The following is a 24,845-nucleotide window of genomic DNA, read 5'->3' as shown; positions in this document are numbered from 1 at the left end:
GCCTTGACCCGTCGCCCAGAGAGCAATAGCGGGTTGTTCTCTCTATGGGATAGGCGGCATCAAGAGGTGGCCATGAACGTTCTTCTTCTCGGCTCCGGCGGCCGTGAACATGCGCTGGCCTGGAAGATCGCCGCTTCGCCGCTGCTGACCAAGCTCTACGCGGCCCCCGGCAATCCGGGCATCGGCAGCGAGGCCGAACTGATTAAGCTTGATATCACCGATCATGCCGCGGTCGTTGCCTTCTGCCGGGAGAAAAAAATCGATCTCGTCGTGGTCGGCCCGGAAGGGCCGCTCGTCGCCGGCATCTCCGATGATCTGCGCGCCGAAAACATCCGCGTCTTCGGGCCTTCGAAGGCCGCCGCGCGGCTGGAAGGCTCGAAGGGTTTCACCAAGGACCTCTGCGCCCGGTACAACATTCCGACCGCCGCCTATGGCCGGTTCGGCGACCTGGCCTCGGCCAAGGCCTATGTCGAGAAGACAGGCGCGCCGATCGTCATCAAGGCCGACGGGCTCGCAGCTGGCAAGGGTGTCACCGTCGCCATGACGATGGACGAGGCACGGGCGGCACTCGCTTCCTGCTTTGACGGGTCCTTTGGTGCTGCCGGCGCGGAGGTGGTGGTCGAGGAATTCATGACCGGCGAGGAGGCGAGTTTCTTCTGCCTCTGCGACGGCACCACGGCGCTTCCCTTCGGCACCGCGCAGGACCACAAGCGCGTCGGTGATGGCGACGTCGGTCCCAACACCGGCGGCATGGGTGCCTATTCGCCGGCCCCGGTAATGACGCCTGACATGATCGAGCGCACCATGCGCGAGATCATCGAGCCGACGATGCGCGGCATGGCCGAGCTTGGCGCGCCTTTCGCCGGGATTCTGTTCGCCGGATTGATGATCACGGAAAGCGGGCCGAAGCTGATCGAATACAACACCCGCTTCGGCGATCCCGAGTGCCAGGTGCTGATGATGCGGCTCAGGGATGACCTGCTGGTGCTGCTCAATGCCGCGACCGATGGCCAGCTCGCGCATATGTCGGTGCGCTGGCGTGACGAGGCGGCGCTGACCGTCGTGATGGCGGCCAGGGGCTATCCCGGCACACCGGAGAAAGGCTCCGTCATCCGCGGCGTCGAGGACGCCGCCGGTGAAGGCGTCCAGATTTTCCATGCCGGCACCGCAATCAATGGCGGTGCGCTGGTCGCCAACGGCGGCCGTGTGCTCAATGTCACGGCGAGCGGCGCCACGGTCGGAGAGGCGCAGGCGCGGGCCTATGCCGCCCTCGACCGCATTGACTGGCCGGACGGGTTTTGCCGCCGCGACATAGGCTGGCAGGCCGTGGCGCGCGAGCAGGCCGGCTGAAGCTCCGACCGGGTGGCGGCTATCGCTGACCTCGGTCGAGGGTTGTCGAAGCGGTGCTGACCGGGTCGGCCGCGGCAAAGGCGGCGTCAAGCTGTTCGGGGGAACGCTGCCCGCCCCGCTTCCAGGCCACATATTGGACAATGCCGAACCCCGGCCGTCGCGGCACCGTCTTCACGACTGGCATGCGGAACCCGTCGCGAAATTTTGACCAGCGCGAACCAAGCACGGCGACTATTTCCTCGAAGGTCGGCGGCGTCGCCACATCGGCATAAATGATGGTGGCCTTGCCGGCGAGCGCGGCTTCCCGCGAGAGCGGCACTGGTACGCTGGCAAGATAATCGGCAGGCACGTCGATCAGGCCACCGAAAGGCCATTGCTGGCGCAGAGTGACGGCATCCGTGGGCGCCACGTTGACGTCGATGTTGTCGGGTGTGCCGGCAACCCTGTAGGGACAACGGAAGCGGCCGCAATTGGCCTGCGCCGAGAACTGCCAGAGCGCGTAGCCCTGCCAGTTGCCCATCGGAAAATGCACGTCGATGTCAGGCTTATAGCGCGCGTACCAAAGCGGCAGCCGCGACAAGAGTCGGTATTTGTAGCGGTTGTCGGCGATATATTGGGCGGTCTTGCCGTTGGTGTAGAGCACCGGGAAGCGGCCGATGCGCCGATGCACCTGGCGGGCGAACTCCTCGGCATCGTCGAGCGACATCCATTGCGAGGGATCGATGCCCTCGATGTCGAGGGCCATGAGGTCGTCCGGCGCGGGGTCGGCGAAATCGAGGAAATTGTTGGCCTGCTCGACCGGATTGCCGGGACGGGCGAGATGATACGCGCCCCATCTCATGCCGAGCGCCTTGGCCACGACCCTGCGTGTCTGGAACAATTCGCGCGTCACCGCGTGGCGTTTCCACAGTGCCTTGCACAGTTTCACGTCGGTGTCGCCGCCGAAACAGAAATAGGGCGGCGGCATGCCATCGGAAGCCTTGTTGATGAAGGCGACGATGCGCTTGTCGGTGGCAAGCTGGGCCCAGTCGATGGAATTGTATTCGTAGGCGTCGATGACGAGCGCGCGGTTAGCGCTCTTCCACGGCTCGGAGAAGTCCGAAGCCTTTGCCGCCGTGCCCAGCACAATCGCTGCCGCGAAAGCGAGAAGCGCCGTGCGGCGAAGGAGGCGCGCCGTCCTTTTCAAAACAGGGAATCCCCGTTGATCAAAGGCAAATCCTGGACCGCTATGGTTAAGAAAATGCTTCTCGGACGCTGTTGCGGGATAAGCTAGCGCTGGTTGAACGGTTGAACTTCGAACGGGTCGGGCGCGGGCTCCTGTTGCAGCGTACCTTCGGCGGCGCGTTTGCGGTGGTGGGCAAGCGAGCACCGCGGCGAGCACAATATGCCGCGATCCGACCAATAGGCGGCACCGTTTGCCAGGTCCCCGTGATAATAGGAAAACCCCGTTGCCCGATAGGGCAAACCGCATTCGATGCAGCGATAGGCGTCAGGTCTGGCAAGCATGGGAATGTTCGGTCGCTGGTTTTCTGTCGCCGGTCGATTTGGTCCGGCATCTGTCGAATTTAATACAGCCCTGCCTGATTGCAAAATCAGCGTGAAAAAATTTGACGTTTACGTAAAAAGGCGGTGGGAGACCGCCCAAAGGCGGATGGTTTTGCGGCGGCACTGGCTCTAGGGTCGGCGGGGTCGATGCATAAGGGAGGATCGAGCGGCATGTATCGGGCACCGGTCGAGGATATCGCGTTCACCCTGAAGCATGTGGCCGGCATGAAATCCGCCATCGATGCGGGAGCGTTCGGAGATCTCAGCGAGGATCTGGTCGACGCCGTCCTTGGCGAGGCGGGCCGTTTCGCCTCCGAGGAGGTGGCCCCCCTTTATAAAATCGGCGACGAACATGGCGCCGTGCTCAGGGATGCCGCGGTGACCACGCCGCCGGGCTGGAAGGAACTCTATCGCCGCTGGATCGAAGGCGGCTGGAATGCGCTCTCCGGGCCGGAAGAGTATGGCGGCCAGGCGCTGCCGACCATGCTCGGCGTCGCCGCACTCGAAATGTGGAACTCCGCCGCCATGGCCTTCGGCATCGGCCCGACGCTGACCATGGGCGCGGTCGAGGCGCTCGACAAGCACGCTTCCGAGGAACTCAAGGCGACATATCTGGCAAAGCTCGTCTCCGGCGAATGGATGGGCACGATGAACCTGACCGAGCCGCAGGCCGGATCGGACCTCACCGCCTTGCGCGCCCGCGCCGAGCCCGCCGGCGACGGCACCTACCGCCTCTTCGGCCAGAAGATATTCATCACTTACGGCGAGCACGATTTCACCGACAACATCATCCATCTGGTGCTGGCGCGGCTTCCCGATGCGCCGGCCGGAACGCGTGGCATCTCGCTGTTCCTGGTGCCGAAATTCCTGGTCGGCGACGATGGCTCGCTCGGCGCGCGCAACGACGTCTTCTGTTCCGGCCTTGAGCACAAGCTCGGCATCCATGCCTCGCCGACCTGCACCATGATCTATGGCGACGGTTTTCAAGGCGCCAGGCCTGGCGCCATCGGCTGGCTGGTCGGCGAGGAGAACAAGGGCCTCGCCTGCATGTTCACCATGATGAACAATGCGCGTCTTGCTGTCGGGATGCAGGGTGTCGCGGTCGCGGAAGCAGCGACCCAGAAGGCGATTGCCTATGCCAATGAACGCCGCCAGGGCAAGGCGGCGGATTACGCCGGCGCCGGCATGGCGCCGATCGTCCATCACCCCGACGTGCAGCGCAATCTCCTGACCATGAAGGCGCTAACCCAGATCGCGCGGTCGATCAGTTATTCCTGTGCCCATGCCATCGACATGGCGCGCGTGTCGTCTGGCGGCGAGGCGATGCATTGGCGCGACCGTGCTAATTTGCTGACTCCGCTCGCCAAGGCGTTTTCGACCGATGTCGGCGTGGAAGTCGCCTCGCTTGGCGTCCAGGTGCATGGCGGCATGGGCTTCGTCGAGGAAACGGGTGCGGCCGCGTACTATCGCGACGCGCGCATCGCGCCGATCTATGAAGGCACGAACGGCATCCAGGCGATCGACCTGGTGACCCGAAAACTGCCGCTTGGCGGCGGCGAGCATGTGCATGGCTACATCGACGAACTGGCCGGTATCGCGAATGCGGTGCGAACGTCGAACCTCGAAGGTTTTGGCCGCACCGCCGACACTCTCGATCAGGCGCTCTCCGATTTGACGCAAGCGACGCGTTTCCTGCAGAAATTGTCGGCCGAGGGCCGGACGGAGGAGGCGCTGGCTGGCGCGACACCGTATCTCCGGCTGATCTCGCTTGCCGCCGGCGGCGCTTATCTGGCGCGGGCCGCTCTTGCCGACCAAGGCCGCATCGCGCTTTGCCGCTTCTTCGCCGAGAACCTGCTTGGCGAAGCCAGCGCTTTGAAGGAGCGCGTCATCGATGGCGCCGTCAGCCTGGCTGCTGCCGCCGAGGCACTGATTTCCGCCTGACCTTCACAAGGAAAACACCGTGACAGACCACATTCTCGTCGACCGCCAGGGCGCCATCCAGATCATCCGCATGAACCGGCCGGACAAGAAGAACGCGCTGACGCGTGCCATGTATGCGAAAATGTCGGCGGCCCTTGCCGAAGGCGACGCCGATCCGGCGGTCCGCGTTAATGTCTTTCTCGGCGTGCCGGGCGCCTTTTCCTCCGGCAACGACCTTGCCGATTTCATGGTCGTGGCCACCGGCGGCGATGGCGGCACGGAAGTCTGGGATTTCCTGATCGCCCTGGCCGGGGTCGAAAAGCCCATCGTGTCCGGCGTCGACGGTATCGCGGTCGGCATCGGCACCACGATCAACCTGCACTGCGACCTGACTTTCGCCACGCCGCGCACCGTGTTTCGGACCCCCTTCGTCGATCTCGGCCTCGTGCCCGAGGCAGGGTCGAGCCTTTTGGCGCCCCGCATCCTGGGCCAGCAGGGTGCTTTCGCCCTGCTCGGTCTCGGTGAGGGCTTTTCGGCCGAGCGCGCGAAGGCCGCCGGGCTGATCTACGAGGTGGTCGAGGAAGGTGGGCTGGAGGCTTCGGTGCTTGCAGCGGCCGGCCAGATCGCGGCCAAGCCACCGCAAGCGCTCAAGATCGCGCGCGACCTGATGCGTGGCTCACGCGACGATCTGGTTGCCCGCATCGGGATAGAGAGCGAGCATTTCCGCGAGCGGCTGAAATCCGACGAGGCGCGCGCCGCTCTCACGGCATTCATGACCAGGAAAAAGGGCTGAAGGTTTTTTCAGGGATAGAGCCTGGCCTTGTCCCAGCCGCCTGCCGCGTTGCGTGAAAAGACCACGCGGTCATGCAGCCGGAACGGCCGGTCGTGCCAGAATTCGATCGTCTTCGGCACGATCCGGAAGCCCGACCAATGTTTCGGTCGCGGGATTTCGCCGATGGCATAACGCGCCGTGTATTCTGCGACCGCCTTTTCCAGCGCGAAGCGGCTTTCCAGCGGGCGCGATTGCTTCGACGCCCAGGCGCCGATGCGGCTGCCGCGTGGCCGCGTGGCGTAATAGCTGTCGGCTTCCGCATCGCTGACGAGCTCCACCGGACCGCGAATGCGCACCTGGCGGCGCAGCGATTTCCAATGGAAACACATCGCCGCCTTCATGCTGCCAAGAATCTCCTGGCCCTTGGCGCTCTCGAAATTCGTGTAGAACACAAAGCCGCTTTCATCGAACCCCTTGAGCAGCACCATCCTTACGTCCGGCATGCCCTCGGCATCGACGGTCGCCAATGCCACGCCATTGGCATCGTTGATTTCGCTCTTGGTAGCGTCGTCCAGCCATGCGGCAAAGAGGCGAAACGGCTCGGCCGCCTCGGTAAAGTCACTGCTTGTTAACTCTGTGTCACTCATAGTTTTTCTCAAATTGTCACGAGACCAGGGAGGTTGCCGATTGTCGCGTATCGCGCAAGCTTTTGACAGCAGGCAATGGGGCGTTATCGCTTCAGCCAGCACGAAAGCGGCGATCGTGGCAGTCGCACTGCCGCTCGCGGCCTGCGGTGCAGGTGGCTTTAGCCTGGAAAAGGCCGAAGTCGACCGCTCGATCCTGACCAGCAGCACATCGGCTTCGCCCAAGCCGGCCGATTCGGATCGCGACTCCGACCAGACGACGATCGGCAATGCGGTATCGTCCGCCGATATCGAGCAACTCGGCGGCCAGGCGGTGCCGTGGGCGAACACCGGCACCGGCTCGCGCGGCTCCATCACCGAACTGGCGGAATTGAAGGACAGCGGCCAGACCTGCCGCCGCTTCAAGGTTTCGCGCGAAAGCTTTGACGGCGTTGCCATGTTCCAGGGCGAACTCTGTCTTGCCGGTGCCGGCGGCTGGCGCATGCAGGGCTTCAAGGCACTCTGATTTTCCGCCGTCGATATGAAGGTCCGCTACTGGAATTTGTTCCTATGCGAGCGCATATAGGGGGCAAGTATGGACTCAACTCATTTCCAGGGCAGGAAGCATGCGCGACCCCTATGAGGTGCTGGGCGTTGCAAAGAACGCATCGGCCAAGGACATAAAATCGGCGTACCGGAAACTCGCCAAGAAGCATCATCCGGACCAGAATCCGAATGATCCCAAGGCGAAGGACCGTTTTGCCGCGGCCAATCAGGCCTATGAGGTCATCGGCGACGAGAAGAACCGTGCGGCTTTCGATCGTGGCGAGATCGACGCCGACGGCAAGCCGCGTTTCCAGGGTTTTGAAGGCGCGGCGGGCGGTGGCGACCCCTTTGCCGGGTTCCGCCGCCAGCAACAGGGCGCCGGAGGCTCGCGATTCGAGTTCCGCTCGGGCCGTCCGGGCGGCGATCCGTTCGACGGCAATAGCGATATCTTCAGCCAGATCTTCGGCGATGCCTTTTCAGGCGCGCGCGGGCCAGGCGCGGGCGACCGCCGCCAGACGGCGACAGCAGCCGACCTGAACGTCACGCTCGACGTCACCATCGAGGAAGCGGCCAATGCCGAGAAGGTGACGGCGATGTTCCCGGATGGCCGCAAGGTTGCGGTCAAGCTGCCGGCCTATGTCGAGGATGGCCAGACCATCCGGCTGAAGGGCCAGGGCGAGCAGGGACCGGGCCAACCCGGCGACGCACTGGTCAAGATCCATATCCGCCGGCATCCACGTTACCGCATCGAAGGCCGTGACCTGCACGCCGACCTGCCGGTTTCGCTGGCCGATGCGGTGCTGGGCGCCAAGGTGCCGGTCGAGACGCCGACAGGCAGGCTTGCGGTCAACGTTCCCGCCTGGTCGAGCTCGGACAAGGTCCTGCGGCTCAAGGGCAGGGGCTTGCCGGAGAAGGCCGGGGGCCATGGCGATCTCTATGCCCATGTGCGCATCATGCTGCCGGAAGGCGGCGACAGCGCGCTGGAATCGCTGTTGCGCGGCCAAAAAGGCTGATCGTGAGCTTTTGTCCCCCGAACTGTCCGGTTTGAACGCTTGAAGGGGCTCTGTGCCTGTGCGATAGGCACTCCACAAAGCAGATATCTTGCGGAGAACACGCATATGGCGGGTGGACAGGGCCTGATGGCCGGCAAGCGCGGCCTGATTCTTGGCGTCGCCAACAACAGGTCGATCGCTTATGGCATTGCCAAAGCCTGCGTCGATCACGGCGCCGAGATAGCGCTGACCTATCAGGGCGAAGCCTTCAAGAAGCGCGTCGAGCCGCTGGCGGCGGAACTGGGCGCCTTTGTCGCCGGCCATTGCGACGTAACCGATCCGGCGAGCCTGGACGAGGTCTTCGCCAATGTCGCCAAGCATTGGGGCAAGCTCGAGTTCCTCGTGCACGCCATTGCCTTTTCCGATAAGGACGAGCTGACCGGCCGCTATGTCGAGACGACGCGCGACAATTTCCTGCGCACCATGGACATTTCGGTCTATTCCTTCACCACCATCGCCAAGCGCGCCGAAGCGCTGATGACCGAGGGTGGTTCGCTGCTGACGCTGACCTATTACGGCGCCGAGAAGGTCATGCCGCACTATAACGTCATGGGCGTCGCCAAGGCGGCACTGGAGGCCAGCGTGCGTTATCTCGCTGTCGACCTTGGCGCCAAGAAAATTCGTGTCAATGCCATCTCGGCCGGCCCGATCAAGACGCTTGCCGCCTCCGGCATCGGCGACTTCCGCTACATCCTGAAGTGGAACGAATACAATTCGCCGCTGAAGCAGACGGTCACGCAGGAAGAGGTCGGCGATTCCGGCGTCTATTTCCTGTCCGACCTGTCGCGTGGCGTCACCGGCGAAGTGCACCATGTCGATTCCGGCTACCACGTCGTCGGCATGAAAGCGGTCGACGCTCCAGATATTTCGACGGTCAAGGATTAGGTCTCCCCGCCTTTCCTCCTTCCAGGCCCTGGCCCGATCTCCGGAAGAGCTGATGTACCCGCTGGTTTATATCGTGCGCCACGGCCAGACCGCGTGGAATGCCGAGTTCCGGCTTCAGGGCCAGGCCGATACCGATCTCAATGCTCTCGGCCGCGAACAGGCGAGCGCAAACGGGCATCGGCTGGCCGAACTCGTCGGCGCTCCCCAGGAATTCGACTTCGTCGCCAGTCCGATGAGACGCACGCGCGAAACGATGGAACGCATCCGCGCCGCCATGAGGCTCGATCCGCTCGCCTATCGAACCGATATCAGACTGATTGAAGTCAATTTCGGCGATTGGCAGAGTTTTACCTTCGCCGAGCTTGAGAGGCAGTCGCCCGGCGCGAGCCGATCCCGCGCACTGGACAAGTGGAATTTTCAGCCGCCAGGTGAAGGCGCGGAGAGTTACCAGATGCTGCTCGAACGGGTGAAGCCATGGTTCGATGAGCTTCGGGGGCAGACGATTTGCGTGACGCACGGGGGCGTCATGCGCACCCTGTTTCGCTTCGTGCTCGATATGGCCGAGGACGAGGCCGCGAACCTGGAGATACCGCAGGATCGCGTGCTCAAACTTGAAGGCAGGAGCCTGGAGTGGCTCGCCCGGTGACGCCAACTCCTAGTTCGTGTCGCTGTCACCCGGCAGCTGCATGTCGGTGACGACGTTTTCGCCATCGGTCACATCGTAAGCAATGACGATGTCCATCCCCGGCTTCAGCGCATCGAGATCGGTTTCGGCATTCAGCTTGTAGGATTTGCCGTCGTCCAGCGTCAGTGTCAGCGCGTCCTTGTCGATCTTCTTGATCAGGCCTTCGGTCTGCCCGGCAAAGGCGGCGGTGGAGAGCAGCAGCGTGGCGGCAACAGCGCCAATCAGGGTACGCATCATCGTCCTCTTTGGTCATTGCGCCGGCCTGGGTGGCGGCGGATCCTCAACGGCGAATGGAGGAGAGCAGAAACCAACCGAATGTGTCAAAACTAAATCCGTCGGATCACAGTTTGACCACTGTGGAAAACGCCAATAGAAGGCTGGCTTCAGCCGGTTTCGATGCCGGGCAGGGCACTTTCCATGTCTCACAACACGTTCGGCCATCTTTTCCGCGTCACCACCTGGGGCGAGAGCCATGGCGCGGCGCTCGGCTGCGTGGTCGATGGTTGTCCGCCGGGTATCCGTTTCACGCGCGATGAAATCCAGGCCGAACTCGACAAGCGCCGCCCGGGCCAGTCCCGCTTCGTCACGCAGCGCCGCGAGCCGGACGAGGTGAAGATCCTCTCAGGCTTCGTCTTGGACGAGGACGGAGAGACGATGATCACCACCGGCACGCCGGTGTCGATGCTGATCGAGAATGTCGACCAGCGCTCCAAGGACTATGGCGAGATCGCCCGCCAGTACCGGCCCGGGCATGCCGACTACACCTATGACGTCAAATACGGCGTGCGCGACTATCGCGGTGGCGGCCGCTCCTCGGCGCGCGAGACCGCTGCCAGGGTCGCCGCCGGCGCGCTCGCCCGCAAGGTGGTGCCGGGCATGGTGGTGCGCGGCGCGCTCGTGTCGATGGGCGAAAAGTCCATCGACCGCGCCAACTGGAACTGGAATTTCATCGGCGATGCCGAGAACCCGTTCTTCACGCCGGATCCGGCTTCGATTCCTGTTTTCTCGCGGTACCTCGACGGCATCCGCAAGGCCGGTTCCTCGGTCGGCGCGGTGATCGAGATCGTCGCCGACGGTGTGCCTGCCGGCCTCGGCGCGCCGATCTACGCCAAGCTCGATCAGGACATCGCGTCCGGCCTGATGTCGATCAACGCCGTCAAGGGCGTCGAGATCGGCAATGGTTTCGAGGCCGCCCGCATCACCGGCGAACAGAATGCCGACGAGATGCGCATGGGCAATGACGGCAAGCCGGTGTTCCTGTCCAACAACGCCGGCGGCATCCTGGGCGGCATCTCGACGGGCCAGGCGATCGTCGCCCGTTTTGCGGTGAAGCCGACTTCGTCGATCCTGACGCCGCGCAAATCGATCGACAAGGACGGCAGGGATGTCGAAGTGATGACCAAGGGTCGCCACGATCCCTGCGTCGGCATCCGAGCCGTGCCGATCGGCGAGGCCATGGTTGCCTGCGCCATCGCCGACCATTATCTGCGGCACAGAGGACAGACGGGGAAGGGAATAGGCGGTAGGGAATAGGCAGTAGTCAGTGGTCAGCTGCCAGCCCGCCCCTTTTATTCCCTAACCCCTACTGCCCAGTCCCTATTCCCTGCGAGCGAAGCGAGCATTCCATGTCTTATGACCAGAAGAAGATTGTCGAAGCCATCCGCGCCTTCGAACGCGGCGAGATCGTCGTCGTCATGGACGATGACGGGCGCGAGAACGAGGGCGACCTGATCGTCGCGGCCGTCCATTGCACGCCGGAGAAGATGGCCTTCATCGTTCGCAACACGTCGGGCATCGTCTGCACGCCGATGCCGCGCGAGGAGGCTAAGCGGCTGAACCTCGCGCCGATGGTGGCCGACAATGATTCGGCCCACACCACCGCCTTCACCGTCAGCGTCGACTTCAAGCATGGCACGACGACAGGCATTTCGGCCGACGACCGCACGCTGACTGTGCGTAACCTCGCCAACGGCAATGTCGGTGCCTCCGATTTCGTCCGCCCTGGACACATCTTCCCGCTCATAGCGCGCGAGGGCGGCGTCTTGATGCGCTCGGGTCATACCGAGGCGGCGGTCGATTTGTGCAAGCTTGCCGGCCTGCCGCCGATCGGCGTGATCTCGGAACTGGTCAACGATGACGGCACCGTCAAGCGCGGCCCGCAGGTGGCGGCTTTCGCGGAGGAGCATGGCCTCAAGCAGGTATCGGTCGCCGACCTCATCGCTTACCGGCAGCGCAAGGAGACCCTGGTCGAGCGCGTCGCTTGCTCCGACATCGAGACGCTGGGTGGCAAGGCGCAGGTCTTCACCTACACGCTGCCCTGGGACACGATGCATCACGTCGCCATCGTCTTCGGCGACATCCGCGACGGCGAGGAGGTGCCGGTGCGGCTGCATTCGGAAGATGTGGTGACCGATGTCTTTGGCACCAGCCACCGGCTCGACGGCATCATGAAGGCGATGGGCGAGCGCAAGCGCGGCGTCATCGTCTATCTCAGGGAAGGCTCGGTCGGCGTTGCCCACCAGGAGCGCAACCGGCCGGCGCCAGGCGACCGCGAGGACCATGAAGAGGCGCGCCGGCGCGAGAGCGAATGGCGCGAGATCGGTCTCGGCGCCCAGATCCTGAAGGACCTCGGCATTTCCTCGATCAACCTGATCGCCTCGCGCGAACGCCACTATGTCGGCCTCGAGGGTTTTGGCATTCACATCGCCAAGACCGAGATCATCTGAGCTCGACAAACCCTGTCTGTCACTCGGCCGGGATTGCCGCCTCGCATCCTTCCAACTCGCATTCGTGGGTGGCGAGGCTGCGCTGGCCGACCAGCACCGTGATCAGTGCGATAGCGCCTGACACCACCGAAACCCAGAACCCGTTCTGGGCGCCGAACGCATCCACCACCGCGCCTGCGGCGAACGAACCAAGCGCCATGCCGATGCCGATGCCTGTCGTCACCCAGGTGATGCCTTCGGTCAGCATCGCTTCCGGAACATGCCGTTCGATCAGGCCGAAGGCGGTGATGAAGGTCGGCGAGATCGCCACGCCACTGATGAAGACAGTCAGAGCGAGCGCTGGCACGGTGCTGGCGGTAAGCGGCAGCAGTGTGCCGAGCGCGACCAAGGCAACCGCGACGGCGAGCTGGCGCTGCAGCGGTGCTTTCAGGTTGAGCGCGCCGATGATGATGCCGAGCACGAAGGAGCCCAGCGCATAGACGCCGATGACGAGACTGGCAGTGCCCGGCTGGCCGAGTTCCTTGGTGATCGCCACCGTGCTCACCTCCGTCGTCGCGAAGGTCGCGCCGATGAAGATCATGGCGAAGGTGATGATCTGAACCGGCCCGAGGCGGATTGCCGAGCCGCTGGAGCCATGGTCCACCGGCCGCACTTGCGGCTCGGTCGAACGCTGCAGAATGAAGGCTGTCGAGCCCAAGGCGAGGAACAGCGTGCTGACGACAACGCCCGCTTCCGGGAACAGCGCGGCGCTGAGGCCCACAGATAGCGATGCGCCGGCAATATAGACCAGCTCGTCCGCCGCCGACTCGAAGGCGAAGGCGGTGTTCATCTCGGACCGGCCCCGGAAAATCTCGGTCCAGCGCGCCCGCACCATGGCCGGCATGCTTGGCATCGCCGCTGCCAGCAGCGCCGACGCGAACAGCGTCCATACCGGCCAGTCTTGATTGGCCGATGCGATCAGGGCCGCGAATGCGAGCACGGAGATGATGGTGGTGGGTACGACAACCTGCGTCTGGCCGAGGCGGTCGACCAACCTCGATATCTGCGGCGCCAGAAAGGCATTGGCCAAGGCGAATGTCGCCGAAACCGCACCCGCCAACCAGTATTCGCCACGCGTCTGCGACAGCATCGCCACGATGCCGATCGGCGCCATGGCGATCGGCAGGCGCGCCATGAAGCCGGCGGCGGCAAAGCCCCTGGCTCCGGGAGCGCGAAAGATTTCCGAGTAGGGGTTTTGCATGATCCTGTTCCTCGACAAGGGGCGATTCGACAATTACATACGAGACGTATAAGTGTTAAATATAGCATACGTCGCGTATGTCAATTGGCATACGGAGCGTATGTAAGTAAGGCCAGAAGCATGCATCGACCGCGCAAGGAGATGATCGCCGAAACACGCGCCAAGCTGATCGCCGCGGCACGCCAGGCTTTCGGTACCATCGGCTATGCCGAAGCGTCGATGGATGATTTCACCGCGTCGGCCGGGCTGACGCGCGGCGCCCTTTATCATCACTTCGGCGACAAGAAGGGACTGCTTGAGGCGGTTATCGCTGAAATCGACGCGGAAATGGCGGCCCGGGTGAATGAGGTCGCGTCGCGGGCGCCGACCCGCTGGCAGCATTTCGTCGACGAATGCACGACCTATATCGAAATGGCGCTGGAGCCGGAAATCCAGCGCATCATGTTCCGGGATGGTCCGGCGGTGCTGGGCGATCCGGCACAGTGGTCGAATGCCAATGCCTGCGTCGGTTCAATGACCGGTCATCTGACAGCGCTGCAGCGGGAAGGGGTGGTCGTCCCCGGCGTCGACCCGGAGTCGGCAGCGCGGCTGATCAATGGGGCGAGCAGCCAGGCCGCGCAGCGCATCGCCAATTCGCCAGATCCCGAGGCGACATCGAAGATGGTGGTGGCCGCATTCAAGCAATTGCTCGAAGGCCTGCTGAAAAAGCCGGAAGCGCTTTCAAGATGAACCGCCATGGCCGTCCCGCCACTGCCTGCAATTGACAATAGCCGGTTTGAGCGCATCCTCCGCAGCCATCTCTGAGGGGAGATTCGGGCATGTGGGATTTCGATATCGGCAGGTCGGTGTCCATCATGATGCGGACCTGGCCTTTCATTGTCTTTCGCATGATCGTCTATTTTGGGATCACCCTGGCCTACATCGTGGCCACCGGCACCGGCGCCTCCGTCGGCTATGGCGTCGGCCATATTTCCACCGATCCCGACGGACCATTGTCTTTTGCGATGTGGGGTGGCGTGGTCGGTTTCGGCATCGTCTCGATCGCCGTCTACTGGATTCGCGAATACATCCTCTACGTTGTCAAGGCGGGCCATATCGCCGTCATGGTGCATCTGATCGACGGCCATGATATTCCCAACGGCCAGAACCAGATCGCCTACGCGAAAGAGGTCGTGACCGAGCGTTTTGCCGAGGCCAACATCCTTTTCGTCGTCGACCAATTGGTCAAGGGCGCTATCCGCGCCATCACCGGCCTGCTCGGCGGCATCGCGGCCTTCCTGCCCATTCCTGGCCTGAGCGGCCTGGTTTCGTTCCTCAACACGGTGATTCGCCTGTCGTTGACCTATGTCGACGAGATCATTCTCGGCTACAACATCCGCATCAGTTCGTCCTCGCCGTTCGAAACCGCGCGCCAAGGCGTTGTGCTCTACGCCCAGAACGGCAAGACCATGGTCAAGAATGCCGTCTGGCTAGGGGTCATCATGTGGGGCGTGTCGTTCGTGATTTTCCTGCTGATGCTGGCTCCGGCAGCCGCTATTCTTTACGTCATGCCCGGGCAGCTCGCCGGCTGGGCTTTCGTGCTGGCAATCGTCTTTGCCTGGGCTTTCAAGGCGGCCTTCATCGAGCCGTTCGCCATTGCCTGCCTGATGCAGGTCTATTTCAAGACCATCGAGGGTCAGGTGCCCGATGCCGCCTGGGACGCCAGGCTGGCCGAAGCCTCGTCGAAGTTCAGGGAACTCAAGGACAAGGCGCTCTCCACTTTCGGCGGTTCGCGCTGGGGCACGGCCGGCGCGACGCGCTGATCGGCTAGGCTCGCGGGCGCACCGGCGACGGTACCGAGGCGCGCCACTGCTGATTTGAGCAGCGCTTCGCCTTGTCCGCGAAAAGTCTCGCTCATGATAAGCTCGGGCAACGGCAGCCGCCGGCCCCAGCCGTGTGTTTCGAGATCCGGCTTCGGTGCGAATTCGGAAACGCGGCCGACGCAGAGATAGGCGATCGGCGTCACCTGATCGGGAATGGCCAGCAGGCTTTTCAGCGCTTGCGCCTCGATGATGCTGACCCAGCCGACGCCAACGCCCTCGGCGCGTGCCGCCAGCCAGAAATTCTGCACCGCGCAGACCGTGCTGTAGAGATCCATCTCCGGATTGTGCCAGCGCCCCAGCGGCGAGCCTTTCGAGCGCTCGCGGTCGCAGGTGATGCAGATGTTTAGAGCGCTTTCGCAAATGCCTTCGAGCTTGAGCTTGCGGTAGAGCGCCTGCCGTTCTGCCTCGATTTCAGGCAGTTCCCGTTCTCGCGCGGCCAGGAACAGGTCGCGCACTTCCGCCCGCCACGCGGCATCGCGAATGATAATGAAATTCCAGGGTTGCATGAAGCCGACCGACGGCGCGTGATGGGCGGCAAGCAGCAGCCGCGCCAGCACCTCGTCGTCGATCGTCTCCGATGTAAAATGGTTGCGGACGTCGCGCCGTGTGAAGATGGCGCGGTAAACAGCGTCGCGCGCAATCTGGTCAAATCCATCGCCCATTGGAGCGGTCATAGCTTCCGGCATCGCTTGTCCCCTTGCGATTGCAATCGATGTCATCCGCCTGACCATGCGGATGACGATGCCTGCCAGGCCGGTCTTCTGGCTCGGGATCAACCCGCGTCCGGTGCCTTCCCGTCATCGACAGTGGCATTTACCGGCGCGGTCCCCCTCACAGCGTTGGGCACGCCACGGAGTTCAACCGTGTTCCCGATTCTCCCGCCAGGGCATTTGCAGCCAAGTGGAATCACTTGGCGTCGCAGAATGCGGCTAAAACAAACAGACCGGCAGGCACCAGGCAGTAGCGGCAGTCTTACTCCGAAGGGCCGGCGACGCCAATGCCCGCAGCGACATCAATGGACGCAGGTTCGATTTTCCCCAGCGATCAAGCCGCGACGCATGGCCATCACGGCGCCGGGGCACTAGATAGAGGGCATGGCCACCCGTCTCTACACGCACCCGATCTTTCTCGAACACATCACCCCGCCCGGTCACCCTGAGCGGCCCGACCGCCTGCGCGCCATCGAGCGCGTGCTCGACGACGAAGCTTTTGCCGCGCTTGACCGCGTCGAGGCACCGCAAGGCGACGAGGCGACCATCCTCTACGCGCATCCCGCCGATTTCGTCGCGCGTGTCCGCGCCGCCATCCCCGACGAAGGCATTGCCCGCATCGACGCCGACACCACCGCCAGCCCGAAAAGCTGGCAGGCGGTGATTACGGCGATCGGTGCCGCCAATGCCGCCGTCGACGACGTCTTTGCGGGCCGCGCCGACAACGTCTTCGTCGCCGCCCGCCCGCCCGGCCACCATGCCGAAAAGACCACGGCCATGGGCTTCTGCTTCTTCAACACGGCGGCAATCGCAGCGCGCCATGCGCAGAGGAAGCATGGCGCCGAGCGTGTCGCGGTCGTCGACTGGGACGTGCATCACGGCAACGGCACGCAGGATATTTTCTGGGACGATCCCTCGGTGCTCTATTGCTCGACGCACCAGATGCCGCTTTATCCCGGCACGGGCGCGAAGAGTGAGACCGGCGCCGGCAACATCGTCAATGCGCCGCTGGCGCCTCGGACGGGCAGCGAGGTGTTTCGCGATGCGTTCCTGTCGCGCGTGCTGCCGGCACTCGACAATTTCGCGCCGGATCTGATTATCGTTTCGGCCGGCTTCGACGCGCACCATCGCGACCCGCTGGCGGAAATCAATCTGACCGAGGACGATTTCGACTGGGCGACCGGCCAGCTGATGCAGCGCGCCGCAATCCACGGCGGCAACCGGCTCGTCAGCCTGCTCGAGGGCGGCTACGATCTGCAGGGATTGGCATTTTCGGTCGCCGCCCATGTCGGGCGACTGATGAAAGGATGAATGATGACCGGTGAGATCAACGAAGACGTCAAGGCGATGAGCTTTGAACAGGCACTCGACGCACTGGAGAAGATCGTCGATGATCTGGAGCGTGGCGACGTACCGCTCGACCAGTCGATCCGGATTTACGAGCGCGGCGAGGCGCTGAAGGTTCATTGCGACCGGCTGCTGAAGGCCGCCGAGGACAAGGTCGAGAAGATCAGGCTGTCGCGCGACGGCAAGCCGGTTGGAACCGAGCCGCTCGACGCGGACTGAGGTCCGGAGCAGCCTTACCGGTTTTGGACACGATCATCATTGAGGATACAGTTCGTCCCGATTGAAACGGACAAGAGGAGATACGGAAGCGATGTGCAGAAACATCAAGACCCTGTTCAATTTTGATCCGCCGGCAACCAACGACGAAGTCCGCGACGCGGCACTGCAGTTTGTCCGCAAGCTGAGCGGCACGACGCGGCCTTCTGCCAAGAACCAGCATGCGTTCGATCATGCCGTCGAAGCCATCGCGGCATCCGCACGCGAATTGCTCGATTCCCTCGAAACCCACCAGCATCCGCGCAATCGCGAAGAGGTGGCAGCCAAATTAAAAGCAAAAGCGGCGATCCGGTTCGCCTGATATGCCCAAGCGCCCACTGACCGCTGACGAGGAGAGTTCATGAGCTTCTTCCCCGGCAAGGACCCTGAGGCCGGCGATGCCTTCGCCAGCGACCAGATCGAGCTGATGGTTATCCCTAACGCCAAGGACATTGGCGGTTTCGAGGTGCGTCGCGCCTTGCCGACCGCCAAGCGGCGCCTGGTCGGGCCGTTCATCTTCTTCGATCGAATGGGTCCCGCGATCATGCGCGCGGGCCAGGCGCTCGATGTCCGTCCCCACCCGCATATCGGCCTGTCGACCGTGACCTATCTGTTCGACGGCAAGATCAGGCACCGCGATTCGCTCGGCACCGAAATGGTCATTCAACCCGGCGACGTGAACCTGATGACGGCCGGTCGCGGCATCGTCCACTCCGAACGCACGCCGCAGGAATTGCGCGGCGCGCCGATGTCGATCTCCGGCCTGCAGACCTGGTTGGCTCTGCCGGACGGCAAGGAAGAGGTGGCACCGGTGTTCGAGAACACAGCGGCGCTGCGGCTTCCCGAAATCGACGCCGAAGGCGTCAGCGGCCGCGTCGTCATCGGCGATTTCCAGGGGTTGCGGTCTCCGGTGCGGGCCGATTCCGAAACACTCTATGCAGATTTGCGGCTGGCGCCTGGCGCCAGCGTCAAAATCCCGCCCGATGCTGAGGAGCGCGCCATCTACACGCTGGAGGGCGAGGTTTCGATTTCGGGTGATGCCTTTCCAGCGGAACGGCTGCTGGTGTTCCGGCCCGGCGACGAGATCATCATATCGTCATCGATGGGTGCGCATTTCATGCTGTTCGGCGGCGCGTCTCTCGGTTCGAAGCGCTACATCTGGTGGAATTTCGTTTCCTCGTCCAAGGAGCGCATCGAGCAGGCCAAGCAGGAATGGAAGACCGGCCGCTTCGATATCGTTCCTGGCGATGAGAAAGAATTCATCCCGCTGCCGGAAGGCTGAGAAGATCGTGAGGGGCTGACCGTCCGCGTCAGCGACACGCATTTACTTTCGCCGGCCGGCGGCCTATCCGCCGATGAACAGAAAGTCTGGGCCCAACGTGAACGCAACGCCGCATACGCCGCTTCTCGATAGGGTTCGCGTCCCGGCCGACCTGCGCACGCTGGCCGAGAGCGACTTGCCGCAACTGGCATCAGAGCTTCGCCTCGAACTGATCGACGCGGTGTCGCGCACCGGCGGCCATCTCGGAGCCGGGCTGGGCGTGGTCGAACTGACCGTGGCGCTGCACTATGTCTTCAACACACCCGATGACCGGCTGATCTGGGATGTCGGCCACCAGGCCTATCCACACAAGATACTGACCGGCCGTCGCGACCGCATCCGCACCTTGCGCCAGGAAGGCGGGTTGTCGGGCTTCACCCGCCGAGCCGAGAGCGAATACGACCCGTTCGGCGCCGCCCACTCCTCGACATCGATATCGGCCGGCCTCGGCATGGCCGCCGCCCGCGACCTCTCAGGCGGGCGCAACAATGTCATCTCCGTCATCGGCGACGGCGCCATGTCGGCCGGCATGGCTTATGAGGCGATGAACAATGCCGGCGCGCTCGATGCGCGCCTCATCGTCATCCTCAACGACAATGACATGTCGATCGCCCCGCCAACCGGCGCCATGAGCGCCTATCTGGCGCGTCTGGCTTCCGGCAAGGCCTATGTCGGCCTGCGCGACTTTGGCAAGAAGCTGACCTCCTATCTCGGCAAGCGGGCCGATCGAGCCATCACCCGCGCGGTCGAGCATGCGCGCGGTTACGTCACCGGCGGCACCTTGTTCGAGGAACTCGGCTTCTATCACATCGGCCCGATTGACGGTCACAATCTGGAGCATCTCATCCCGGTCCTGAAAAATGTCCGTGACAACGGCAAGGGTCCGGTGCTGATCCATGTCGTCACCCAGAAGGGCAAGGGCTACGCGCCGGCGGAAGCGGCCGCCGACAAGTATCATGGCGTCAACAAATTCGACGTCATCACCGGCGCACAGGCCAAGGCGCCGGCCAATGCACCGGCCTACACCAAGGTGTTTGCCGAAAGCCTGATCCAGGAGGGGCGCGAGGACGACCGCATCGTCGCCGTCACCGCCGCCATGCCGGGCGGCACCGGCCTCGACCTGTTCGGCGAGGTGTTTCCGTCAAGGACTTTCGACGTCGGCATTGCCGAGCAGCATGCGGTGACCTTCGCCGCCGGCCTGGCGACGGAAGGCTACAAGCCCTTCGCCGCGATCTATTCGACCTTCCTGCAGCGTGCCTACGATCAGGTCGTCCATGACGTCGCGATCCAGAAACTGCCGGTGCGTTTCCCCATCGATCGCGCCGGCTTTGTCGGCGCCGACGGTGCCACCCATTGCGGCGCGTTCGACACCACCTTCCTGGCAAGCCTGCCGGGCTTTGTCGTAATGGCCGCGGCCGACGAGGCGGAATTGCGTCACATGGTGCGCACCGCCGCCAGCTATGACGACGGGCCGATCGCCTTCCGCTATCCGCGCGGCAACGGCGTCGGCGTCGACATGCCCGAGCGCGGCTCTGTTCTGGAGATCGGCAAAGGCCGCGTCGTCCGGGAAGGCAGCAAGGTTGCCCTGCTGTCCTTCGGCACAAGGCTGCAGGATTGCCTCATCGCGGCCGAGGAACTCGGCGCGGCCGGGCTTTCCACCACGGTCGCCGATGCCCGTTTCGCCAAGCCGCTCGACCAGGATCTGATCCGGCGGCTGGCCCGCTCGCATGAGGTTCTGGTGACGGTGGAGGAGGGCGCAATTGGCGGCTTCGCCAGCCATGTGCTGCAATTCCTCGCCCATGAAGGACTGCTCGAAAGCGGCCTGAAGGTACGCCCGCTGGTGCTGCCGGATGACTTCACCGACCACGCCAAGCCAGAGAAGATGTATGCCGATGCTGGCCTCGACGTCGCCGGAATCGTGCGCACCGTATTCACCGCGCTCGGTCATACGGTCCGCGCCCAGCGCGCCTGAATCAAAACCTCAACAGCTTGAATCAGTTTGCCGGCTCGATTTTATAGGCATTGTTAACGTTGCCGTTTGGCGTTTTGCTTACCCTGTCCCTTGGCCGTTTTTCAACGCCGCCCTGCTAGATCACAGCCAGGCAGGGAGACAACGAGAATGAAGACGCTTCTGTGCGGCGCGGCCTTCTTGGCGGTGATGGTCGTACCGGCTGCCGCCGAAACGCCCTACGACCGCAATCTCGAAAAGGCGGCGATAGGCATTGTCGCCGGCAAGATGGGCGATATCCGCGGCGGCTTTTCCTACAAGCAAATTCCGCAGCTTGTGGTGCCGCCGGATCCTTCGCCTGTATCACCTGTTGCGACCGGGCATGCGCGTGAGCAGGCTTCAGGCGGTCGAGACGACGGTTTGTCTCCAGCCATCGAGCGCCAGGCTCCGCGAACCATCTTCTAAAACCACATGTCGCGTACGCAGCGGCCGTCGCGCGGCAGATCGTCGTACGTGTCGAGACCATCGAAATGGTCGATCGGCAGATCGGCGACGGCCTCGGGGGGCGCCAGCCGGACATTGACGGCCATGCGTCTTCGACCCGAGGCGCTGGCGCGCAGTCCGCGCCAGCCGAGCACGCAGGCGCAACGCGGGCAGAACAGGATCTCGAGCGACGGGTCTTCCTGTCCGGCGCGCGTATAGCTGCCCATTGGCCCCGAAACGCGAATGCGTTCGTCGACATAATCATAGGCCCAGAGCGTGCCATAGCGGCGGCAAAGCGTGCAGTTGCAGGCCGTCACCGGGCCGGGGTCGCCCTCCAGCGTCCAGTGGGCGGCGCCACAGTGGCAGGTTCCCGTCAGCATTCGTTCTCCTTCGAGTTGCGACAAACAGAGGGCTCTTCGTGGCCAATATTCTGCCGGACCCGGCATGATGGGCGCAAGCCGCGGCCTGGTTAGATGCACCAGCCGCTCTCGTAGCATCACTTTGGTCCATCTAATGTCCTTGCCTTCACCGCGGGCTTTCGTCAGAGAAGGCCGATGAACTCGCCTCTGCCAGCCAGCACACGCCAGCGGCTCGACGACCTGCTCGTCCAGCGCGGGCTGTTTGCCAGCCGCTCGCGCGCCCGCGACGCGGTGGAGCGCGGCACGGTGACGGTCGACGGCGCCATAGCCCGCAAGCCCGGCCAGAACGTTTCGCCGCAATGCGTTGTCGCCATCGACGATCCGGCGCAAGCCTATGTCTCGCGCGCCGCGCTCAAGCTGATCGCCGGGCTCGACCATTTCAGCCTCGACCCGGCCGGTCGCGAGGCCCTCGACATCGGCGCCTCGACCGGCGGTTTCACCCAGGTGCTGCTCGAACGCGGCGCGTCCCATGTCACGGCAATCGATGTCGGGCATGGCCAGATGCATCCTGATGTCGGTGGTGATCCGCGCGTGACGGTGATCGAGGGCCTGAACGCGCGCGATCTCACCGTTGCCGATCTTGCCGGCCGCAATCCGGATTTCATCGTTTCCGACGTCAGTTTCATCTCGCTGAAACTGGCGCTGCCGCCGGCACTCGCCATTGCCAAGCCCGGCGCCGGTGCGATCTTTCTGGTCAAGCCGCAATTCGAGGCCGGTCGAGAGGCGATCGGCAAGGGCGGTTTGTTGAAGGATCCCTTCGGTGCCGCCCGTGTCGCGGGCCTGCTGCAGGATTGGCTGGATGCCGTTCCCGGCTGGCGCTCGCTTGGCCTGCATCTGTCGCCGATCGAAGGTGGCGACGGCAATCGCGAATTCCTGCTCGGTGGGATCAAGGGCCGATGAGCGTACGCTTCACAATACGAAAGCTCGGATCGCAGGGCGACGGCATCGCCGAAACCGAGAGCGGCGATCTGTTCATTCCCTTCACGCTGCCAGGCGAGATCGTCACCGCCGCGCGCGAGCGGGATCGCGCCACGCTGATGGCGGTGCTGGAAGCCTCTCCGCTGCGCGTCGAACCAGCCTGCCGCCATTTCACCGAATGCGGCGGCTGTGCCCTCCAGCATTTCGAGACCGAAGCCTATCGCCGATGGAAACGCGAAAAGGTGGTGCACGCATTGAGGGGCAAGGGCATCGAGTGCGAGATTGGCGAACTGGTCGCCTGCGCGCCGCAGTCGCGCCGCCGCGTCGTGCTTGCCGCCCGGCGCACGGACGCAGGCATGCTGCTCGGCTTCAATCGCCATCTGTCGCCCGAGATCATCTCCATATCCGAATGCCCGATCTCACTGCCCGAGATCGTCGCGGCACTCGGCCAGCTGAGGGCGCTGGCCGAATTGATATGCGCCACCACCAAATCGTTCCGGATGGCGGTCACCGTTACAGGTTCCGGCCTCGACATCGCGGTGCACGAGTCAGGCAAGCTCGGGGAACACCAGCGCCGTATCGCCTCCAACTTTGTCATTGCGCAAGGCTTTGCCAGGCTGTCCATCGATGACGAGATCGTCATCGAGCCAAGGAAGCCCGTGGTCATGTTCGGCAGTGTTGCGGTCGCCGTGCCGCCCGGCACCTTTCTGCAGGCGACGGAGGCCGCCGAACGGACCATGGTCGAGATCGTCAGCGGACATCTGAAGCGTGCAAAAAAAATTGCCGATCTCTTTGCCGGTTGCGGCAGCTTTGCCTTGCGGCTGGCGACGAAATCGGAAGTCCATGCGGTCGAAGGCGACGCGGCCGCGCTTTCGGCGCTCGACCGGGGATCACGTTTCGCGACCGGCCTCAAGCGGGTGACGGGCGAACGACGCGACCTGTTTCGCCGGCCACTGACCTTCAAGGAGTTGAACGCCTTCGACGGCCTTGTCTTCGATCCGCCGCGCGCCGGCGCCGAAGACCAGTCGAAGCAGATCGCCCGCTCGGATGTTCCATACGTTGCCGCGGTGTCCTGCAACCCGGTGACGCTGGCCCGCGACCTGCGCATTCTCATCGACGGCGGCTATACCTTGACCAGCGTGACGCCAATCGATCAGTTCCTGTGGTCGCCACATGTCGAGGCGGTCGCCTTGCTGGAAAAACCCAAGAAGAGGCGCGGCTGAGCACGTTTCGTTCAGACTACTGAGCCACAGAAAACCGCGCTTCCCAAGCGCTGCTGCGGGATCCTCCGGTTAAAGCGACTCCAGGAAGAATGGGTAGCGGTTTTCCGTCCGGAATTGCGTCGAAATGAAGAGAGAGCGGTTCAGCGATTCTATCAAACACCGAACCGCTCTAAAAAAGCCGCCGAACGCCTGTAATGCCTGAACCGTACGGTCCAGGCTCAATCTACGAGCTTTGCAGCATTCGCGAAGGTTTTCGGCGTGCCGCCTCGCTGGTTGACCGACTGCCAGACATTCGGATTCTGCTGCGATTGACGTTTCAGGAAGTAGTAGCCGGTTGCGTTCCAAGGCCTGATTTGGTCGACCATATTGTCGAGGACAAGATCGCCTTTATCGGTTTTCACCGTCAGGATGGTGTGGCCTTCATTGTTGAGATCGCGCACGACCGTCATCAACAGCGCTTGTCGGGGAAATCCAGCCTCTTGAAGGAGCTTGCGTTTGTAGAGGGCGTAGATCTTGCAATCGCCTTTGCCGTCAACCGGATAATCCCAATGGTCCGCCATCGTGCCCCAGTGATCGAAATTGCTGACGGGTTTGATGGCGCTGTTCGCCTTCTGATTTATCCGCGTGAGGATGCGGAAGGTCCGCGCTGTCAGCTTGACATTCGCGGCCGGCAGAGCCGGCACCTTGCACTCTTTTGGGCGGCGATGACAGAAATCGATCCAACCGTAGGGGACGCTGGTGCTTCCACCCACGGAGGCAGAGCGCGACCCATCCATGGAAGATTGGGTCGATCGCGACTTGAACAAAGTCGACTGGGCCGAAGCCGGACTGGCTAGCAGCGATGCCGCACCAATCAACGAAACAAAGCCAAGCAGGAGAGCCAGGACGGGGGAGTGCCGCATTGCCAAAACCACCACCGCAACGAGGAACTGGTGCTGCGTTCGTGCGTGAGAGGCAGCCCAGGCAGTCAAAGACCTAATAATTTGTTAATGTGGATTGTGTCCACTTCAAGGTC

The 24,845-nt window shown here is 63.3% G+C and carries 26 protein-coding genes, 1 pseudogene and 1 riboswitch; of the genes and pseudogenes, 19 read left to right on the top strand and 8 right to left on the bottom strand.

The genetic code is table 11. The annotated features are described in order from the left end of the window. Positions 1-72: 72 nt before the first annotated feature. Positions 73-1,350, top strand: a complete 1,278-nt coding sequence (gene purD, locus LB516_RS11970) for a phosphoribosylamine--glycine ligase (protein WP_224719613.1) — start codon at positions 73-75, stop codon at positions 1,348-1,350. Between the two features lie 19 nt (positions 1,351-1,369). Here purD and LB516_RS11965 read toward each other — a convergent pair whose 3' ends face one another. Together LB516_RS11965 and LB516_RS11960 are read right to left on the bottom strand one after the other, a co-directional pair. Continuing rightward, positions 1,370-2,536 (bottom strand): glycoside hydrolase family 25 protein, encoded by a 1,167-nt coding sequence (locus tag LB516_RS11965; RefSeq protein ID WP_411969387.1) that lies wholly within the window; start codon positions 2,534-2,536, stop codon positions 1,370-1,372. A gap of 83 nt (positions 2,537-2,619) precedes the next feature. Next, positions 2,620-2,856 carry a hypothetical protein gene (locus tag LB516_RS11960; protein ID WP_224719612.1) on the bottom strand — a complete coding sequence of 79 codons (237 nt, stop codon included), beginning with the start codon at positions 2,854-2,856 and terminating at the stop codon, positions 2,620-2,622. Between the two features lie 210 nt (positions 2,857-3,066). On the opposite strand from LB516_RS11960, the gene LB516_RS11955 reads away from it, so the two are divergent. Together LB516_RS11955 and LB516_RS11950 are read left to right on the top strand one after the other, a co-directional pair. Beyond that, positions 3,067-4,836, top strand: coding sequence for an acyl-CoA dehydrogenase family protein (locus LB516_RS11955; protein WP_224719611.1), 1,770 nt, complete (start codon positions 3,067-3,069; stop codon positions 4,834-4,836). A gap of 19 nt (positions 4,837-4,855) precedes the next feature. Next, positions 4,856-5,608 (top strand): crotonase/enoyl-CoA hydratase family protein, encoded by a 753-nt coding sequence (locus tag LB516_RS11950; RefSeq protein WP_224719610.1) that lies wholly within the window; start codon positions 4,856-4,858, stop codon positions 5,606-5,608. Between the two features lie 8 nt (positions 5,609-5,616). Here the strand turns inward: LB516_RS11950 and pdxH are convergent, their stop codons facing one another. After that, positions 5,617-6,234, bottom strand: a complete 618-nt coding sequence (pdxH, locus tag LB516_RS11945; protein WP_140617306.1) for a pyridoxamine 5'-phosphate oxidase — start codon at positions 6,232-6,234, stop codon at positions 5,617-5,619. Positions 6,235-6,274: 40 nt separating this feature from the next. Between pdxH and LB516_RS11940 the strand changes: the two genes are divergently transcribed. From LB516_RS11940 to LB516_RS11925, 4 genes are all read left to right on the top strand, one after another. Further along, on the top strand, positions 6,275-6,736 hold the full coding sequence (locus LB516_RS11940; protein ID WP_015318820.1) for an RT0821/Lpp0805 family surface protein: 462 nt from the start codon (positions 6,275-6,277) through the stop codon (positions 6,734-6,736). A 100-nt stretch (positions 6,737-6,836) separates the two neighbouring features. Continuing rightward, the gene (locus LB516_RS11935) at positions 6,837-7,769 is read left to right on the top strand and encodes a DnaJ C-terminal domain-containing protein (RefSeq protein WP_015318819.1); all 933 of its coding nucleotides are present in this window, start codon (positions 6,837-6,839) and stop codon (positions 7,767-7,769) included. Positions 7,770-7,874: 105 nt separating this feature from the next. Then, positions 7,875-8,693, top strand: coding sequence for an enoyl-ACP reductase FabI (fabI, locus tag LB516_RS11930; protein WP_224719609.1), 819 nt, complete (start codon positions 7,875-7,877; stop codon positions 8,691-8,693). A gap of 52 nt (positions 8,694-8,745) precedes the next feature. Further along, positions 8,746-9,339 (top strand): histidine phosphatase family protein, encoded by a 594-nt coding sequence (locus tag LB516_RS11925; protein WP_140661424.1) that lies wholly within the window; start codon positions 8,746-8,748, stop codon positions 9,337-9,339. A gap of 9 nt (positions 9,340-9,348) precedes the next feature. Here LB516_RS11925 and LB516_RS11920 read toward each other — a convergent pair whose 3' ends face one another. Continuing rightward, on the bottom strand, positions 9,349-9,612 hold the full coding sequence (locus LB516_RS11920; RefSeq protein WP_015318816.1) for a DUF1344 domain-containing protein: 264 nt from the start codon (positions 9,610-9,612) through the stop codon (positions 9,349-9,351). Between the two features lie 183 nt (positions 9,613-9,795). Between LB516_RS11920 and aroC the strand changes: the two genes are divergently transcribed. Then, positions 9,796-10,911 carry a chorismate synthase gene (gene aroC, locus LB516_RS11915; RefSeq protein ID WP_224719608.1) on the top strand — a complete coding sequence of 372 codons (1,116 nt, stop codon included), beginning with the start codon at positions 9,796-9,798 and terminating at the stop codon, positions 10,909-10,911. Positions 10,912-11,003: 92 nt separating this feature from the next. Then, positions 11,004-12,104 (top strand): 3,4-dihydroxy-2-butanone-4-phosphate synthase, encoded by a 1,101-nt coding sequence (gene ribB / locus LB516_RS11910; RefSeq protein ID WP_140878119.1) that lies wholly within the window; start codon positions 11,004-11,006, stop codon positions 12,102-12,104. 19 nt (positions 12,105-12,123) lie between these two features. Here the strand turns inward: ribB and LB516_RS11905 are convergent, their stop codons facing one another. Then, positions 12,124-13,344 carry an MFS transporter gene (locus tag LB516_RS11905; RefSeq protein WP_224719607.1) on the bottom strand — a complete coding sequence of 407 codons (1,221 nt, stop codon included), beginning with the start codon at positions 13,342-13,344 and terminating at the stop codon, positions 12,124-12,126. 120 nt (positions 13,345-13,464) lie between these two features. Between LB516_RS11905 and LB516_RS11900 the strand changes: the two genes are divergently transcribed. Both LB516_RS11900 and LB516_RS11895 read left to right on the top strand, forming a co-directional pair. Continuing rightward, positions 13,465-14,073, top strand: a complete 609-nt coding sequence (locus LB516_RS11900) for a TetR/AcrR family transcriptional regulator (protein WP_224719606.1) — start codon at positions 13,465-13,467, stop codon at positions 14,071-14,073. Between the two features lie 89 nt (positions 14,074-14,162). Then, positions 14,163-15,146 (top strand): hypothetical protein, encoded by a 984-nt coding sequence (locus LB516_RS11895; RefSeq protein WP_224719605.1) that lies wholly within the window; start codon positions 14,163-14,165, stop codon positions 15,144-15,146. A gap of 116 nt (positions 15,147-15,262) precedes the next feature. On the opposite strand, the pseudogene bluB reads toward LB516_RS11895, so the two are convergent. Further along, positions 15,263-15,868 (bottom strand): annotated as a pseudogene (bluB, locus tag LB516_RS11890) (5,6-dimethylbenzimidazole synthase); the annotation flags it as partial. Between the two features lie 71 nt (positions 15,869-15,939). After that, positions 15,940-16,122, bottom strand: a riboswitch (cobalamin riboswitch). Positions 16,123-16,300: 178 nt separating this feature from the next. Here bluB and LB516_RS11885 point away from each other — a divergent pair. From LB516_RS11885 to LB516_RS11860, 6 genes are all read left to right on the top strand, one after another. Next, complete coding sequence (locus LB516_RS11885) at positions 16,301-17,227, top strand: histone deacetylase family protein (RefSeq protein ID WP_015318809.1); 927 nt, start codon at positions 16,301-16,303, stop codon at positions 17,225-17,227. A gap of 3 nt (positions 17,228-17,230) precedes the next feature. Further along, the gene (locus LB516_RS11880) at positions 17,231-17,482 is read left to right on the top strand and encodes an exodeoxyribonuclease VII small subunit (RefSeq protein WP_015318808.1); all 252 of its coding nucleotides are present in this window, start codon (positions 17,231-17,233) and stop codon (positions 17,480-17,482) included. 91 nt (positions 17,483-17,573) lie between these two features. Continuing rightward, complete coding sequence (locus LB516_RS11875) at positions 17,574-17,840, top strand: DUF2277 domain-containing protein (RefSeq protein ID WP_015318807.1); 267 nt, start codon at positions 17,574-17,576, stop codon at positions 17,838-17,840. 39 nt (positions 17,841-17,879) lie between these two features. After that, the gene (locus tag LB516_RS11870; protein ID WP_224719604.1) at positions 17,880-18,800 is read left to right on the top strand and encodes a pirin family protein; all 921 of its coding nucleotides are present in this window, start codon (positions 17,880-17,882) and stop codon (positions 18,798-18,800) included. A 73-nt stretch (positions 18,801-18,873) separates the two neighbouring features. Beyond that, entirely contained in the window at positions 18,874-20,811 is a 1,938-nt protein-coding gene (gene dxs / locus LB516_RS11865; protein ID WP_015318805.1) for a 1-deoxy-D-xylulose-5-phosphate synthase, read from the top strand. A 147-nt stretch (positions 20,812-20,958) separates the two neighbouring features. Then, on the top strand, positions 20,959-21,252 hold the full coding sequence (locus LB516_RS11860) for a hypothetical protein (RefSeq protein WP_015318804.1): 294 nt from the start codon (positions 20,959-20,961) through the stop codon (positions 21,250-21,252). On the opposite strand, the gene LB516_RS11855 is transcribed toward LB516_RS11860, so the two are convergent. After that, entirely contained in the window at positions 21,249-21,650 is a 402-nt protein-coding gene (locus tag LB516_RS11855; protein ID WP_140617295.1) for a GFA family protein, read from the bottom strand. The two genes, LB516_RS11860 and LB516_RS11855, sit on opposite strands and share 4 nt — an antisense overlap. 174 nt (positions 21,651-21,824) lie before the next feature. On the opposite strand from LB516_RS11855, the gene LB516_RS11850 reads away from it, so the two are divergent. After that, positions 21,825-22,589: a TlyA family RNA methyltransferase gene (locus LB516_RS11850; protein WP_140661417.1), complete on the top strand. Its 765-nt coding sequence runs from the start codon at positions 21,825-21,827 to the stop codon at positions 22,587-22,589. Further along, on the top strand, positions 22,586-23,830 hold the full coding sequence (locus LB516_RS11845) for a class I SAM-dependent RNA methyltransferase (protein ID WP_224719603.1): 1,245 nt from the start codon (positions 22,586-22,588) through the stop codon (positions 23,828-23,830). The genes LB516_RS11850 and LB516_RS11845 overlap by 4 nt, the downstream gene beginning before the upstream one ends. 218 nt (positions 23,831-24,048) lie before the next feature. Here LB516_RS11845 and LB516_RS11840 read toward each other — a convergent pair whose 3' ends face one another. After that, the gene (locus LB516_RS11840) at positions 24,049-24,732 is read right to left on the bottom strand and encodes a transglutaminase-like cysteine peptidase (RefSeq protein ID WP_224719602.1); all 684 of its coding nucleotides are present in this window, start codon (positions 24,730-24,732) and stop codon (positions 24,049-24,051) included. Between the last annotated feature and the right edge of the window lie 113 nt (positions 24,733-24,845).

Origin of the sequence: Mesorhizobium sp. CO1-1-7 (genome assembly GCF_020164885.1) — a bacterium.
In the GTDB taxonomy this organism is placed as follows: domain Bacteria; phylum Pseudomonadota; class Alphaproteobacteria; order Rhizobiales; family Rhizobiaceae; genus Mesorhizobium; species Mesorhizobium australicum.
This window is presented reverse-complemented; position numbering and strand designations above follow the sequence as displayed.